Annotated in this window: 8 protein-coding genes and 2 pseudogenes; 1 reads left to right on the forward strand and 9 read right to left on the reverse strand. The window is 55.8% G+C overall.

What is annotated here, in order from left to right; translation table 11 throughout:
- Window positions 1-57: 57 nt before the first annotated feature.
- The 9 genes and pseudogenes from CLM71_RS17760 to guaB form a co-directional block, all read right to left on the reverse strand.
- Window positions 58-1,737 carry a glycoside hydrolase family 43 protein gene (locus tag CLM71_RS17760; RefSeq protein WP_105232166.1) on the reverse strand — a complete coding sequence of 560 codons (1,680 nt, stop codon included), beginning with the start codon at window positions 1,735-1,737 and terminating at the stop codon, window positions 58-60.
- Between the two features lie 54 nt (window positions 1,738-1,791).
- A complete protein-coding gene (locus CLM71_RS17765; protein WP_172606266.1) occupies window positions 1,792-3,231 on the reverse strand; it encodes an MFS transporter in 1,440 nt (479 codons plus the stop codon).
- Window positions 3,232-4,108: 877 nt separating this feature from the next.
- The gene (locus tag CLM71_RS17770) at window positions 4,109-4,411 is read right to left on the reverse strand and encodes a hypothetical protein (protein ID WP_105232168.1); all 303 of its coding nucleotides are present in this window, start codon (window positions 4,409-4,411) and stop codon (window positions 4,109-4,111) included.
- A gap of 12 nt (window positions 4,412-4,423) precedes the next feature.
- Window positions 4,424-5,341: pseudogene (locus CLM71_RS17775) on the reverse strand (RHS repeat-associated core domain-containing protein); the annotation flags it as partial.
- Window positions 5,314-5,583 (reverse strand): annotated as a pseudogene (locus tag CLM71_RS17780) (DUF1525 domain-containing protein); the annotation flags it as partial. The pseudogenes CLM71_RS17775 and CLM71_RS17780, both read right to left, overlap by 28 nt.
- Window positions 5,584-5,675: 92 nt before the next feature.
- Window positions 5,676-6,032, reverse strand: coding sequence for a hypothetical protein (locus CLM71_RS17785; RefSeq protein ID WP_105232169.1), 357 nt, complete (start codon window positions 6,030-6,032; stop codon window positions 5,676-5,678).
- A complete protein-coding gene (locus tag CLM71_RS17790) occupies window positions 6,032-10,333 on the reverse strand; it encodes an RHS repeat-associated core domain-containing protein (RefSeq protein WP_105232170.1) in 4,302 nt (1,433 codons plus the stop codon). The genes CLM71_RS17785 and CLM71_RS17790 overlap by 1 nt, the downstream gene beginning before the upstream one ends.
- 351 nt (window positions 10,334-10,684) lie before the next feature.
- Window positions 10,685-12,262 carry a glutamine-hydrolyzing GMP synthase gene (guaA, locus tag CLM71_RS17795; protein ID WP_105232171.1) on the reverse strand — a complete coding sequence of 526 codons (1,578 nt, stop codon included), beginning with the start codon at window positions 12,260-12,262 and terminating at the stop codon, window positions 10,685-10,687.
- Window positions 12,263-12,386: 124 nt separating this feature from the next.
- On the reverse strand, window positions 12,387-13,850 hold the full coding sequence (guaB, locus tag CLM71_RS17800; RefSeq protein WP_145961106.1) for an IMP dehydrogenase: 1,464 nt from the start codon (window positions 13,848-13,850) through the stop codon (window positions 12,387-12,389).
- A gap of 169 nt (window positions 13,851-14,019) precedes the next feature.
- Here guaB and xseA point away from each other — a divergent pair, with 169 nt between their 5' ends.
- A complete protein-coding gene (xseA, locus tag CLM71_RS17805) occupies window positions 14,020-15,396 on the forward strand; it encodes an exodeoxyribonuclease VII large subunit (RefSeq protein WP_105233483.1) in 1,377 nt (458 codons plus the stop codon).
- Window positions 15,397-15,409: the final 13 nt, after the last annotated feature.

The following is a 15,409-nucleotide window of genomic DNA, read 5'->3' on the forward strand; positions in this document are numbered from 1 at the left end:
AGATTTAGTTCCCCTGGCTAATGTTGCATTGATTACCTTGGTTATAACTTTCAGCCCTTAATTAAAGCGTGACTCACTGGCCTCCCAGCTATACGTATCATCCGCCATTAATAAATCACCAAGTTCCTGATATTCGAAGTTATAAAATTCCGCGCTGGCGGCATAGCCGGAGTAGTCTACGACCGCAAGGCCAACGAACGCCCCGGTAAAGAACCCGCCATAACTTTGCAGTACATAGTCGTCTGAAAGAATTGCGGCATCTAGTTTGACCGGAATCTCCGTGAAGTTAATCCCATCAAAACTATACTCATACGTATAACTTTCCTTTCTCACCTTGGTGCGGAACCAGACATATTCGCTATCTGTTGGAATCTTGATCGCATTATCTTTCAAGTATGAGGTGTATTTACCACGATTATTCTCCCCGACTTCGATAACTGGCCCGTTAATTTCATTCCAGGTAATAAAAATAAAGCTCCAGTGACGATCGTTATAGTAATTCGTCAAGCCCGCCATTTGCTGATAATTAGATGGTTTGAATTTAACTTTAACCTGCGCATCAAAATAAAATGCCTGCCAGCGCCGGGCAATAAGCGATAGATCATGAGTATTCGCTAAAGAGCCCTGCCCAATTAACGTCAGTTTGCCATCGCCTGTGGTACCCATTTTTTCCGTGAACGGGACACGGAGCGTATTCCAGTTGGGATCGAGTGTCGCCGTATTAAACTCATCTTGCTGACTATGATCTGGTGCACTTTGAGTGTAAATAGCGTCGCTTGGCCCTTCGACAAACGTTTTTCCTCCGTGGCCGCCTTCAATACGTGGCCAGCCATCTTCATCCCAAAAAACTTTTTGGATAGACGTTTCCCTGCCAAGCGTTGACCAACCACGGGGATCATAGACAGACTCACCGGCATGATTCCAGGGACGCGCACAGAGCGAGGCGTAATACCATTCGCCTTTCGGGGTTGATACCAAACTGCCGTGCCCCTGTTTTTGGATGTAGCTGTCTGGCGTATCTACGTTGGTTAAGAACACCTCCCCTGGCGCGGTGGCAAAACTGTCGGCGTCCAGATTTTTTGAACGAGCAACAACTTCCTGATGGGTAAATACGGTTCCCCCTTGGGCGGCAAAAAGATAATAATATCCGTTCAGTTTGTAGAGATGCGGCCCTTCGACAAGTGCAACGGCAGTGCCGCGATAAATGGTGCGCGCCGTTTCTGGTTTGAGTTTCAGCGTGTTGGCATCAAACTCGGTCAACGTAATGCCATTAAAAGGGTGACGGTACTCGCGATGGTCCCAGGTTTGTTGTACTAAATATTTACGGCCATCATCGTCATGGAAAAGTGAAGCATCAAAGCCGACGCCATTAAGTTTGATGGGATCGGTCCATGGGCCACGAATATCGGTTGCGGTGGTCAGGTAGTTGGTCATGTCTTTAAAGGCACCCTCGGTGACTTTCACATCCGTATAAACCAACCAGAATTTTCCATCGGCATAAGAGAGAGCCGGAGCCCAAATCCCCCCTGATGACGGATTCCCTTTCATATCTAAAAGCGCGGTTGTTGACAATGGACTCGGGAGAAGATTCCAGTGCTCCAGGTCTTTTGACTCATGTAAACGCACGCCGGGAAACCACTCAAAGGTAGAGTTTGCGATATAGTAAGTGTCCTCTACACGGATAATACTTGGGTCTGCATTGAATCCAGGTAAGATAGGGTTTTTAATCAGTGACATAGGGCTTTACCTTTTTCAAAGAGTTTATTTTCTATATTTATAAAATGTTTATAACTATATCCGTATTTCATCAAGCCGACGGTTGATATCCGTGATGTTTTTATCTGAGATGGGATATAGCTGAATGATAATCATCGACACAAAGGCTAACGCGATGGGGATCCAAATCGCGGTCATATTTATTCCGGCGATCGCATTGGCATCCTGTTGTGCGCCTGTTTCGTTAAAACCATAAGCGGCCAGCAGCCAAAGCGGAACGGCGCCGCCGAGAGTAAAACCAATCTTGAAAAACAGCCCCATAATGGCATTAATAATTGCGGCATTTCGCTTACCTGATTTCAATTCACCATAAGCGATAACCTCAGGGACAAGCGCCCACATGAAACCGGTAGCTGACGTTAAACCCCACTGTTTAATAAATGTAGCGATATAAGCAAGCCAGAGCGCATCGTGCATACCATCGAGTGACCAGATGTATGTCAAAAACTCACCGACAATAAACATGCCGAGAAAAAGATGGAAGAACCCTTTTTTGCCAAATACTTTCTTTAGTCTCGGCCAAAAAACCGGGAATAAAATACCCGGAATCGAGGCTACGAGGCCAACGGCCCCCATCCATTCTGAATGGCCGACAACAAACTGATTGAAAAAACCATTAACCGTGTTCATGAAAAACATAAATGTAAAAGCCAACATAAAGAAAATGCCAAGAATGACAAGCGGTCGATTATTTTTGAGTTCGAGGAATAAATCCGTCGCTTTTACATTGGCAGACTGTTCCGCTGTAGCAACAACACGTTCTTTAGTTAATTTATAACAGAGAAAAAGCGCAACCGCCCCGACAATCATATAAACGGAGTAAACGCCAAACCACGCGTAGCTGGCTGATGGATCGGTATAGTTCCCCAGTTCAAGCTCAAGTCCGAAAAATCCGGTATCCTTGATGCTGCGATCTTTGGGAGCGGCCATTTGTACAAACATTGGAAACAAGGTATAGACAAGAAGATTGGCGCTGTTGGCCAGCATCATTCGCGTACTGGTCAGTTTATCAATAGAGCCTGGATCCCTTGTTAGTGAGGCATTAAGAGAGCCATAAGGGATATTAACAACCGAATAAAGCAGATCCAGTGCAAGGTAGACGACAAAGGCAAAAGGAACGGAACCACTCACTTCGGGAATAGGCGCAAAAAGCAAAGCGGAGAGAATAACGAGTGGAATGCCTGCCCTTAAAAGCCAAGGTCGATATTTCCCGGCCTTTGAACTCCTTTTGTCAACAAACGTTCCCACCATGGGATCCCAAAATACATTAATAATCCTGACAAAAAGAAATATAAACCCTGCCGCTGCAGTGCTGATTGCATTTACCGTCAACATGTGAAGAGCAAGAAAACCGCCTATTGTCCCAAAAACAAGGTTTTGGGCAAAGTCACCCAGTCCATAACCAATGCGTTCTCCACGCGTTAGTTTATGGTACTCATCGTGCCGACTTTGCATTATGTTTCCACTCATTTTAATCACATCTCCTGCCTGTTTTGTGAATGCGGAATACTTTCTGACACAGATTACAGCCGGGGATCTATTACGTTTTTATATTTATCAGTTATGTTTTTTTATTTCCGTGAGCCTTGTGACAAAGGTCTATATAGACAACCTCCTCAACGTGCTGATTGCAGCACACTCGCAACTTCCACAGTAGCTTAACGTATCAAGTAAAATCTATATTTTTCTAACCTCTTGCCGTTTACAGCGGAAAAACGAATTCCCTGCATGGCAATTAGCACGTTAATTATATAAGCGTGTTTTTTGAGAGGTAGTTCACATTTGAGCATTATCTTAATCACAGAGTGAAATAACATAATTGAGCAACCGGTCAGGAAAGTACAGGATAATAATTCCCTCCACCAACCGGGTGGCGAAAATCATGTTCTGTAGGCAGCCGCGAAGGTGATGGCTTGCTGCTTAATGCTGATTTACGCCAGCAGCACCGAGCGCTTTTGATGCCAACGTACGTCGTCAGAACACCGATGCCGGCATCAGTAGAGGGAACAACGTCAGCAATGTGCTGATTTTCATGGTGTGCACGCCTGCATGGATAGATGATCCTACCCACGTAATGTGGACACAACCCCAAGCGAGGTTCTGGTTTTCAAATTGTTCCGGGCTGAGACCGCCGCACGCACTGTGCCTGACCCTGACCCAAAATCCTGCTCCATTCAGAAACAGAATTCCGGCATCAGCAGAGGGAACAACGTCAGCAACGTGCTGATTTTCATGGCGTGCACGCCTGCATGGATAGAATCCACACAGGGTGCTACGACATGGTCAGAAAGGCAGCAAAGAAGTCTTTATTCGATTACAAAAGTTTTTTGTTTTAGTCCTGAAAATCATCGTTTTCAAGGTAATAAACGACCGCTTGTAACAACTCTTTTTCCCCAACAGCAGGGTTATGGTCGATTTTATTCTCAATAATCGCCCTGAATGTAGGGTATTCGAGCCATGTTTTGTACTCATCTTCCATGTCATCATCTTCGTCAGGTGTTTCAGCAAGATAATAACGTGCAGCCTCGATATGCTCTGCTCTATTAACAAAGTCTTCATCAACAAAGAAGCCACCGACTTTAGGCAGGTCCTTATAAATAGATAGTAGCCCTTTGAAACCATCAATTGTTTTCATATCATCATCCTATTAACGACAATCTGTACCACCGCCCCATTTTTTCCGTCCCCCTGACCCATCAGGGTGATAGATTTTGTGGTATGACCGGTGGTCATTATAGTCAACCAAGCTTAACCCACCTGGTCTGTTTTCATGGTGCCAGGTCATGTCAGGTGGAGAATACTTACTAAACTTTCCTTTGGCATTTGGTTGCACATGCTCAACCAAATCAGGATACTTCGTTTGCATTTCTCTTTTAAAATCAGGGTCTACCTGCAGCCGATTATATACTGATTCGTTCGCGCGTCTGAAATGCTCCGCGTCTGATAACTGGTACTCTGATGGCTGCAATGTATGGTCATGGAACACATGGTATTTCCCTAAGCCACGTTCCCCCTCGCCACGGTAAAGCCCTAACGGGTCAATCCATCCATACGGATTCGGCGCATACTGATACAGGTTCAGCCCGCCGCGCAGCCCGATCGGATCCTGCGTGGTAAAGCGCCCCACCTCCGGCTCATAGTAGCGGAACAGATTATAATGCAGCCCGCTTTCGTCATCCTGATACTGCCCGGCATAGCGCAGCGGTTGGTCAACGAGCGCGCCCTTACGCCGTTCGGCGCCGGCGACCGTCTGCCCCTGCAGTTTGCCGAAGGTGTCGTAGTTGCCGGACCAGCGCAGGTTGCCCTCGCTATCCGTAACCTCCAGCGGCGCGCTGTTAAGATCGGTGTGTAGCCAGTAGATATCCGCCTGCTGGCCGTCGCCCGCCTGCTCGAGGGCCGCCAGCGGCGTCCAGGCGTTGGCCGGGTCATAGCTCCAGGTGCGGCGCGTGCCGTTGTCCCGCTGCGCCTGCAGCAGTCGGTAGCCCTCCCACAAGAAGCGCGTGGTTTCCGGCGCATTCCCTTTGTAGGTTACCGTCTTGCGCGTGCGTCGCCCCGGTACATCGTACTGCCGCTGCTGACGTTAGAGTTACTGCCTTCCTTACGCCTGTCCTCGGCTTCATCCGGGTTTGACGACAGCTCGCCGAACATTTGCTTCTGCAGCTGTTCCGGGCCGTCAAGATAAATCACGGATACCGACGCATCGATGTTGGTCGGGGGATGGTGAGAATCGGTATAGAGTACCGTGCCGGCAAGCACCGATGCCGGCATCAGCAGAGGGAACAACGTCAGCAACGTGCTGATTTTCATGGCGTGCACTCCTGCATGGATAGAATCCACACAGGGTGCTACGACATGGTCAGAAAGGCAGCAAAGAAGTCTTTATTGAATTATGAAAATTTTTATGCCTGTGAAAATGTGATAAAAGCGTCATTCTCCAGATAATAGTTCAACCCAGATATAAGCTCATCCACAGTTGCATTAGGCTTTTGATTCAGCGCACTTCTTAAAACATCCATGAATTGGTCACCATAAAAAAATAGCTCCAACTCATTTTGCTCTACATAGTCAGGATACACTTCATCATCATCATCACTAACTTCCGGATAACATTCAAGATAGCATGTCAGACTAGGAGTAGCTGTTGTCTCGTACTCTTTGGTATAAAGGCAGAAGTTATCCTTTGTATAACCCTCTTGAACGATTTTAGTAATCAAATTGTCTAGGCTGTAAGGCGTCATATATTCTAACTCTTTCATTAACATCCTCCTCCTGTTCTTCTCCTGATTCTAGCTGGTTTCGGATTGCCTGTAGCCCCATCCAACTTACCTCGCCTTCCTAGCTCTCCACCACCCCACATTTCGCGACCGCCTTTCCCGGTAGGATGGTAAAGCGCATGATTATCAGCATGATCTAAGCGATCAACCAATACTAAACGCCCAACATCCTCATGATGATGCCAAGTTAATGTTGGTGGACTTGAAGCTTTATTCGGGTTCTTCATCCATTCTCCCAGCTCCGGGTATCGACCCAACATATCCCTCCGGAAAGAAGGATCAGCATCCATCCTTCCAATAAACTCTGTATTTGCACGGTTAAACTGAACCGCATCACTGGAATAAATATTCCCAGAAGCAATAGTGTGCTCTTGGAATATATGGTATTTCCCGTTATTTGGTCGGTTGGCCAGACCAAGTGGATCCACCCATCCCAGTGGGTTCGGCGCATACTGGTACAGGTTCAGCCCGCCGCGCAACCCTATCGGATCCTGCGTGGTAAAGCGTCCTACTTCCGGCTCATAGTAGCGGAACAGATTATAATGCAGCCCGCTTTCGTTATCCTGGTACTGGCCGGCATAACGCAGCGGCTGGTCAACGAGCGCGCCCTTGCGCCGTTCGGCGCCGGCGACCGTCTGCCCCTGCAGTTTGCCGAAGGTGTCGTAGTTGCCGGACCAGCGCAGGTTACCCTCGGCATCGGTCACCTCCAGCGGCGCGCTGTTAAGGTCGGTGTGCAGCCAGTAGATATCCGCCTGCAGGCCGTCGCCCGCCTGCTCAAGAGCCGCCATCGGCGTCCAGACGCTGTCCGGGTCATAGCTCCAGGTGCGGCGCGTGCCGTTGTCCCGCTGCTCCTGCAGCAGCCGGTAGCCCTCCCACACGAAGCGCGTGGTTTCCGGCGCTTTCCCCTTGAGAGTCACTGTCTTGCGTGTGCGTCGTCCCAGCGCGTCATAGTGATACTGCGCCTCAAAATCACCCTGCGGGCCGCGGCCGTGCGCCTTTATCAGCCGGTTGTCGGCATCATAGACGTAATGCTGTTGGTAGACCCCGTTACGCCGGCTGGTCAGGTTGCCCCAGCCGTCATAGCGGTAAAACATCCGCTGCCAGTATTCGAGCCGGTTATTGACCACCGGCGCCGGCGGTAGGTCGGCATCCGGGTCTCGGCTGACGCGCTGCTCCCCGGTCAGGTTATCCGCCAGGTCGTAGCGCAGCCGGTGGCCCGGCCTGCCCTGCTGCGCCTCGCGGTGCTGCAGCAAACGTCCTTCCGCATCGTAGCCATAATGAATCTCACCGCGCAGCGCGTCACCGACACCTTCCAGTTCGCCGCGCCCGGTATAGCGGAACGTGCGCCACAGCACGCCCTCTTCCGGTTTGGTTATCTGCCCGAATGCACTGCCCTGCCAACTGCGTCGCCCCAGCGCATCATATTGGCGCTGTTGATGCAGCGCGCCCTGGGTGCGCCCAGTCTCCCGGTGCAGCCGGTCACGGCTGAATTCGCTCACCAGTTGCTGGTTGAACCTGATGGCGCTGGCGTGGCCGGAGCCGTAATGGAGCCACTGCAACCGGTCGCCCTGCGGCAGCGTCAGCACCTGCAGGTTGGACAAGGCATCCCATTGGTACTGCAGCTCGCCGTTGACGCCCTGCTCGCTCAGCAGGTTGCCGGCCTTGTCGTAGCGCAGCTGCACGCTGTCCGGCTCGATACCCAGTTCGCTGCCGGCGGCGGTCGGGGTGCGCGTCAGGCGCTTCATGCGCCCGGCCGCATCATAGTGGTAATGCCACTCGGCGCTGTCGTTGGCACGCCAGACCAGCTGGCCGGCGTCGTCATAACGGAATTGGTGCAGCCGCGGGGACGGCTGTGGCTCCACGTCCGGCGGTGCGACTTCCCGGTATTCGGTAAGTTGCCCGTCAAGCCCATAACGATATAAACGGTCGATGCTGTCCGGCCGCCGTTCAATCATCAGCCGGCCAACCGCATCGTGGCTGAACTGGTAATCAGCACCGTTGCCATTTTCCAGTCTCGTCAGCCAGCCACGGCAGTTGTAGTGGTAGCGGCGCGTGCGATTGATGCGGTCGGTGATGCTGACCGGCTGCCCCAGCAGGTTGTACTGCCAGCGCGTCTCACTGCCGAGCGGGTCCTGGTGCCGGGCCAGCTGGCCGTTCTCGTTCCAGTCGAAACGTTCTTCACTGCCGTCGGGATGCAGCAACTGCTGCAGCCGGCCGACATCATCCCAGCGGTAGCGGCTCAGGTTGCCTTCCGCGTCGGTGCGGTGCGTCAGCTGGCCCAGCGCATCATAGGCGTAGGCGGTGACGCTGCCGGAACAGTCGGTATAGCGCGTCAGCAATCCCTGTGCGTTCCAGGCCAGTTTCACCTCGCCGCCCAGCGTATCGATGACGCTCGCCGGCAAGCTCTCCTCCTCATCGGGATAGTGGTAACGGGTAACATTGCCCAGCGCATCAATCTGCTGTGTCGGACGCCCTTGAGTGTCCCAGTGCTGAAACGCCTGACTGCCGTCCGGGTAGGTGACCGAGAACAGACGGCCGCTGTTACGGGAATACTGGTAAGTGGTGGTGCGGCCCAGCGGGTCGGTCTCGCTCAGCAGGCGGCCGTAACGGTCCCACTCGCTCTGACGCTGCGCACCGCCTGGCAGCACCACGCCGCACAGCTCGCCGCGCGCATAGATGAAGGCCGACTGCCGGTTGTCAAAGTCGGTGAACTGCGCCACGTTGTCGTCATCGTCCAACTGCCACAGCGCCCGTGTGCCGTCGTCGCGCACCGCCCACCGTGTGCCGTTGGCAAAATCATAATAGAGCGCCAGCTGCTCGCCGGCGCTGTTGTGGTAGGCCGCCACGCGCGGCAGGCCGTCAATTTCCTGCCAGCGGTACTCGTTCAGCAGGCCGTTCTGGTCCTGATGGCTGACCATCAGTCCGTCCTGCCAGCCAAAGCGCCGGGTGACTTCGCCGGCGCGGTTGCGGACGGTAACCAGCTGCCCCTCGTCATCGTACCCGTAGTGCACCAGCGGCAGCTCGCCGTCCGGGGTAAACAGCAGCACCGAGCTCAGGCGGGACAGCCCGTTGGCGGTGGTCAGGTAGCGGCATGCCAGCCGCTGGCCGGCGCTGTCGACCAGTTCGGTCAGTCGGCCGTGGTCGTCGTGGAACAGGGAAATCGTGTTGCCGGTGAGGTCAGTCAGCATCTGCAGCCGGCTCGGCGCATCACTCAACGCCGGGTAGTGCCAGGCCTGCTCGCTGACGTCGAACACCTGCCAGCTGCCATCGCTGTTGTGCATCAGCCAGCACTTTTCCGCTTCGCAGTAGGTTTTATGGCCTCTGGGCACCATCGGGAAGGAGACGTAGTCGCCGGAGGGCGCACGCCACACCAGACCATCCTGGTAGCGCTTAAGGCTGCTTTCCCAGAACAGGCTCCAACCGCGCCCCAGCACGCTCTGTGCCGGGTTGCCGCTGCGCCAGTAGCGCTGCCACTCAACCGGCAGCCGCGACGGCAGCACAAAGTCCAGCTCGTCGTCGCCGGACAGGAATTTCTGGCCGCTGATGATATCAACCGGCCGGGCAATAATGCCGGCGGCGGTCGTGGCGGTCATTAGCGTGCCGAACCGGCAGGCCGTCCGCCCCAGTTTATTGATGCCGGGCGCCTTGCTCAGCATTTTCCCCAGTGCACCCAGCTTGCTGGCCGCCCCGCCGACGCCGCCCACCAAACCGGCAAACAGCAGCGTCAGGTCGGAGATTTTATACAACCAGTCCGGCACTTCCGGTTTTATCGGCAAGGTGGTGATGGTGCCGCCGCCGATGCGCACGTTGGGCGAGCCTTCCATCACCTGGGCGTCGCAGTTGGTTTTATCCCCCACACGCGCCGCCGGCTGGCCGTTGATAGATACCTTGTCCGAGCCCTGCGCCATCTGCATGCTGGGGCCGTCCTGGTCACAGGCGACCTGACTGACGGTAGCGATGGCCGCCGGCTTGCCATTGATGCGCACGTCCGGTGAGCCGGTCACTATCTTGCCGGCCGGCGTCAGGCTCCCTGCGCCGGCCTCCGCAATGCCGTCTCGCGCCTTGGTCGCCAGCTCCCCGGTGAGATAGCCCACCGCCAGGCTGGCGCCCACCAGTAATACGCCGACGCCCACGCAGGACGCCGCCAGACCGGCGACAAACAGTGCGCCCGCCGCCACCGCGCCGGCGGCGGCAATCAGACCGCCGACCAACGTGCCGCCAATCATCCCCGCCAGTGCATGGGAGTGGCCAATCGCATCGCCGACGCGTGCCGCTTCGCTCATAGCACGCACCTTATTGGGTCGGACACACGGGTAGGATTCAAGGAAAGAAGAGCGGTATTGCCCGTCAACCGTACGCTGGCAACGCGGGCGCTATATTCAACCAGCGGGGTAAAACAGACTTCAGAAGAGCCGCCTCGGGAAAAAACAGGCATCGTACAAGTTCCTTTTGCTAAATAATGACTCAGGCATCGAGTTGTTCCATCACATCGAGCCTTGATAATACCATCGGCGATACCATAAAAAATTACCGGTTTCTGAGATAAAAACTACCGGGAAGCAAACAAAAAAAGCCCGCGGTTACGCGGGCTTAGTCGATGTTTTACTGCTTTATGTGCTGGCTATGACGTTAAATCATTCCCACTCAATCGTCGCCGGCGGCTTGCCGCTGATGTCGTACACCACGCGGGAGATGCCGTCTACTTCGTTGATGATGCGGTTGGAAACGCGGCCGAGAAACTCATACGGCAGGTGCGCCCAGTGCGCGGTCATAAAGTCGATGGTTTCCACCGCACGCAGCGAAACAACCCAGTCGTATTTACGGCCGTCGCCCATCACGCCGACGGAGCGCACAGGCAGGAACACGGTGAACGCCTGGCTGACCTTGTTGTACAGGTCGGCTTTATGCAGCTCTTCGATGAAGATGGCGTCGGCACGGCGCAGCAGGTCGCAGTACTCTTTCTTCACTTCGCCCAGCACGCGCACGCCCAGACCCGGCCCCGGGAACGGGTGACGGTACAGCATGTCGTAAGGCAGGCCCAGCTCCAGACCGATCTTGCGTACTTCGTCTTTGAACAGCTCTTTCAGCGGCTCGACCAGGCCCAGCTTCATCTCTTTCGGCAGGCCGCCCACGTTGTGGTGCGACTTGATCACGTGCGCTTTACCGGTGGCGGAAGCGGCAGATTCGATCACGTCAGGATAGATGGTGCCCTGCGCCAGCCATTTCACCTGCTCTTGCTTGCAGGCTTCTTCGTCAAACACTTCAACGAACACGCGGCCGATGATTTTACGCTTGGCTTCCGGCTCGTCCACGCCCGCCAGCGCGCTCAGGAAGCGCTCTTCCGCCGGCACGTGCACGATGTTCAGGCCGAAGTGGTCGCCGAACATTTCCATCACCTGGTTGGCTTCATTCAGGCGCAGCAGGCCGTTGTCGACGAAGACGCAGGTCAGGCGCTTGCCAATGGCGCGGTGCAGCAGCATCGCGGTAACGGAAGAGTCCACGCCGCCGGACAGGCCGAGGATCACGTGGTCTTCACCCACCTGCTCGCGAATGCGTTCAACCGCATCTTCGATGATGGTGGCCGGCGTCCACAGCGCTTCACACTGGCAGATATCCAGCACAAAACGCTCCAGCATGCGCTGGCCCTGACGGGTATGGGTCACTTCCGGGTGGAACTGCACGCCGTAGAAGCGTTTTTCTTCGTTGGCCATAATGGCGAACGGGCAGGTGTCGGTGCTGGCAACGGTCACAAAGTCGGACGGGATGGCGGTGACTTTGTCGCCGTGGCTCATCCATACGTCCAGCAGCGGTTTGCCTGCCGGGCTGATGGCGTCTTCGATGTCGCGGATCAGCGCGCTTTCGGTGGTCACTTCCACCTGCGCATAGCCGAACTCACGCTCGTTGGAGCCTTGTACGTGGCCGCCCAGCTGCATCGCCATGGTCTGCATGCCGTAGCACACGCCCAGCACCGGTACGCCGGCGTTGAAGACGTATTCCGGCGCGCGCGGGCTGTTATGTTCGGTGGTGCTTTCCGGGCCGCCGGAAAGGATGATGCCGCTCGGGTTGAATTCGCGGATCTGCTCTTCGCTGACGTCCCAGGCCCACAGCTCGCAGTAAACGCCGATTTCGCGCACGCGACGGGCAACCAGTTGGGTGTACTGCGAACCGAAGTCCAGAATAAGAATGCGATGCTTATGAATATTTTGTGTCATGTGAGGCGAATTCCAGCAACAAAAGGAGAAAAAACAACAATAAGCGCGTGGTGACGGCCCCGCTCTCTGCGGGGCCAGCGGCGTGATATGCCACGCCGCTACGCATAAACATCTCTGCCGTGGGTTAGCCCATACGGTAGTTTGGTGACTCTTTAGTGATGGTCACATCGTGCACGTGGCTTTCCTGGATGCCGGCGCCGCTGATGCGTACGAATTCCGCCTTGGTGCGCAGTTCGTCGATGGTGCCGCAGCCGGTCAGGCCCATGCAGGAGCGCAGGCCGCCCATCTGCTGGTGTACGATGGCCTTCAGCATGCCTTTGTACGCCACGCGGCCTTCGATGCCTTCCGGCACCAGTTTGTCCGCCGCGTTGTCGGTCTGGAAGTAACGATCAGAAGAGCCTTTGGACATCGCGCCCAGCGAGCCCATACCGCGGTAGGACTTGAACGAACGGCCCTGATACAGCTCGATTTCGCCCGGAGATTCTTCGGTGCCCGCCAGCATGGAGCCGACCATCACGCAGGATGCGCCCGCGGCGATCGCCTTGGCGATATCGCCGGAGAAGCGGATGCCGCCGTCGGCGATGACCGGAATACCGGTGCCTTCCAGCGCTGCAACCGCATCGGAGATAGCGGTAATCTGCGGTACGCCGACGCCGGTCACGATACGGGTAGTACAGATGGAGCCAGGGCCGATGCCCACTTTCACCGCGCTGACGCCGGCTTCAACCAGCGCTTTGGCGCCGGCTGCGGTCGCGACGTTGCCGCCGACGATTTGCAGATCCGGGTATTTGGCGCGGGTTTCACGGATGCGCTGCAGCACGCCTTCGGAGTGGCCGTGTGAGGAGTCAATCAGCAGCACGTCAACGCCTGCCGCGACCAGCGCGTCGATGCGCTCTTCGTTGCCGGCGCCGGCGCCGACCGCCGCGCCAACGCGCAGGCGACCCTGCTCATCTTTACAGGCGTTAGGCTTACGTTCTGCTTTCTGGAAATCTTTTACGGTGATCATGCCGAGCAGGTGGAAACTTTCGTCAACCACCAGCGCTTTCTCAACGCGCTTCTCGTGCATTTTTTGCAGCACCACTTCACGCGCCTCGCCCTCTTTCACCGTCACCAGACGATCTTTCGGCGTCATGACCGCGGTCACCGCCTGGTTCAGGTCGGTCACAAAGCGCACGTCGCGGCCGGTGATGATGCCTACCAGCTCGTTGTCTTCGGTCACCACCGGGTAGCCGGCAAAGCCGTTACGTTCGGTCAGTTCTTTGACTTCTTTCAGCGTGGTGGACGGGGTAACGGTCTGCGGGTCGGTAACTACGCCGCTTTCATGTTTCTTCACGCGGCTGACTTCTTCAGCCTGACGCTCAATAGACATGTTTTTGTGGATGAAGCCGAGGCCGCCTTCCTGCGCCAGCGCGATAGCCAGGCCGGATTCGGTAACGGTATCCATTGCTGCGGACAGCATAGGGATATTCAGGCGGATGGTTTTGGTCAGCTGAGTGCCTAATTCTGCGGTGTTCGGCAGAACGGTGGAGTGGGCTGGAACCAGGAGAACGTCGTCAAACGTTAGAGCTTCTTTAGCGATACGTAGCATGGGCAATATCTCACCAGGGTGGATGCGGAAAAGATAAAATATTGCCGCGGCATTATACAGAGCGGAATCGGTTGCCTCCAGCACTTTCTTACAAAAACTCTTGATTAGCTGTTTGAGGCATGTAGTATCAGTCAATTAAGTGGTTGTTTTGAAATTTGATCTGGGTCACATGTCGCTACCTACCGCACCATCCATTTTTACCGTAAGCCGCCTGAATCAGACGGTTAAACAGCTCCTGGAAATGGAGATGGGGCAGATTTGGCTCTCCGCCGAGATCTCAAACTTCTCCCAGCCCGCTTCCGGCCACTGGTATTTCACGCTGAAAGACGACCGCGCTCAGGTACGCTGCGCGATGTTCCGCAACAGCAACCGCCGCGTCAACTTCCGTCCGCAAAACGGCCAGCAGGTGCTGGTGCGCGCCAGCATCACGCTGTATGAGCCGCGCGGCGATTATCAGTTGATCGCCGAAAGCATGCAGCCGGCGGGCGACGGCCTGCTGCAGCAGCAGTTCGAACAGTTGAAGCAGCAGCTGGCGGCCGAAGGGCTGTTCGACCCGCAGTTTAAACAGCCGCTGCCCAGCCCGGCCAAACGCCTCGGCGTGATCACCTCCGCCAGCGGCGCCGCGCTGCACGATATTCTGCAGGTGCTGCAGCGGCGCGATCCGTCGCTGCCGATCGTCATCTACCCCACCGCGGTACAGGGCGCGGACGCGCCGCTGCAAATCGTCCGGGCGATTGAAACCGCCAACCGGCGCGATGAGTGCGACGTGCTGATCGTCGGCCGCGGCGGTGGTTCGCTGGAAGATCTGTGGAGCTTTAACGACGAACGCGTGGCGCGGGCGATTTTCGCCAGCCATATCCCGGTGGTCAGCGCCGTCGGCCATGAAACCGACGTCACCATCGCCGATTTCGTCGCCGATCTGCGCGCCCCCACGCCTTCCGCCGCCGCCGAACTGGTCAGCCGCAATCAGCTGGAGCTGCTGCGTCAGCTGCAGTCGCAGCAGCAGCGGCTGGAAATGGCGATGGACTACTACCTGGCGCAGCGTCAGCAGCAGTTCAGCCGCCTGCATCACCGCCTGCAGCAACAGCACCCGCACCTGCGGCTGGCGCGTCAGCAGACGCTGCTGTTCAAACTGCAGCGCCGGCTGGAAGAAGGCATGCAGCATCAGCTGCGTCTGACGTCACGCCGCAGCGAGCGCCTGCAGCAGCGCCTGAATCAGGTGCAGCCGCTGGGGCGCATTCACCGCTGTCAGCAGCGTATTCAACAGCAGGAGTACCGGCTGCAGCAGGCGCTGGAACGTCAGCTGAGCGGCTACCGCCAGCGCTTCGGCGTGGCCTGCAGCCAGCTTGAGGCGGTCAGCCCGCTGGCAACGCTGGCGCGCGGCTACAGCGTGACGCAAACCCCGCGCGGCGAGGTGCTGAAAACCACCAAACAGGCGCAGGTGGGCGAAATCCTGAAAACCCGTCTGCAGGACGGCTGGCTGGAAAGCGAAGTGAAAACCATCAAAAAAGTGAGCAAGCCGCGCAAGAAGCGCGCGGCGGAATAGTCTTCAGCGGGCG

The sequence above is a fragment of the Serratia sp. MYb239 genome (assembly GCF_002966855.1).
GTDB classification, from domain to species: Bacteria; Pseudomonadota; Gammaproteobacteria; order Enterobacterales; family Enterobacteriaceae; genus Serratia_B; species Serratia_B rhizosphaerae.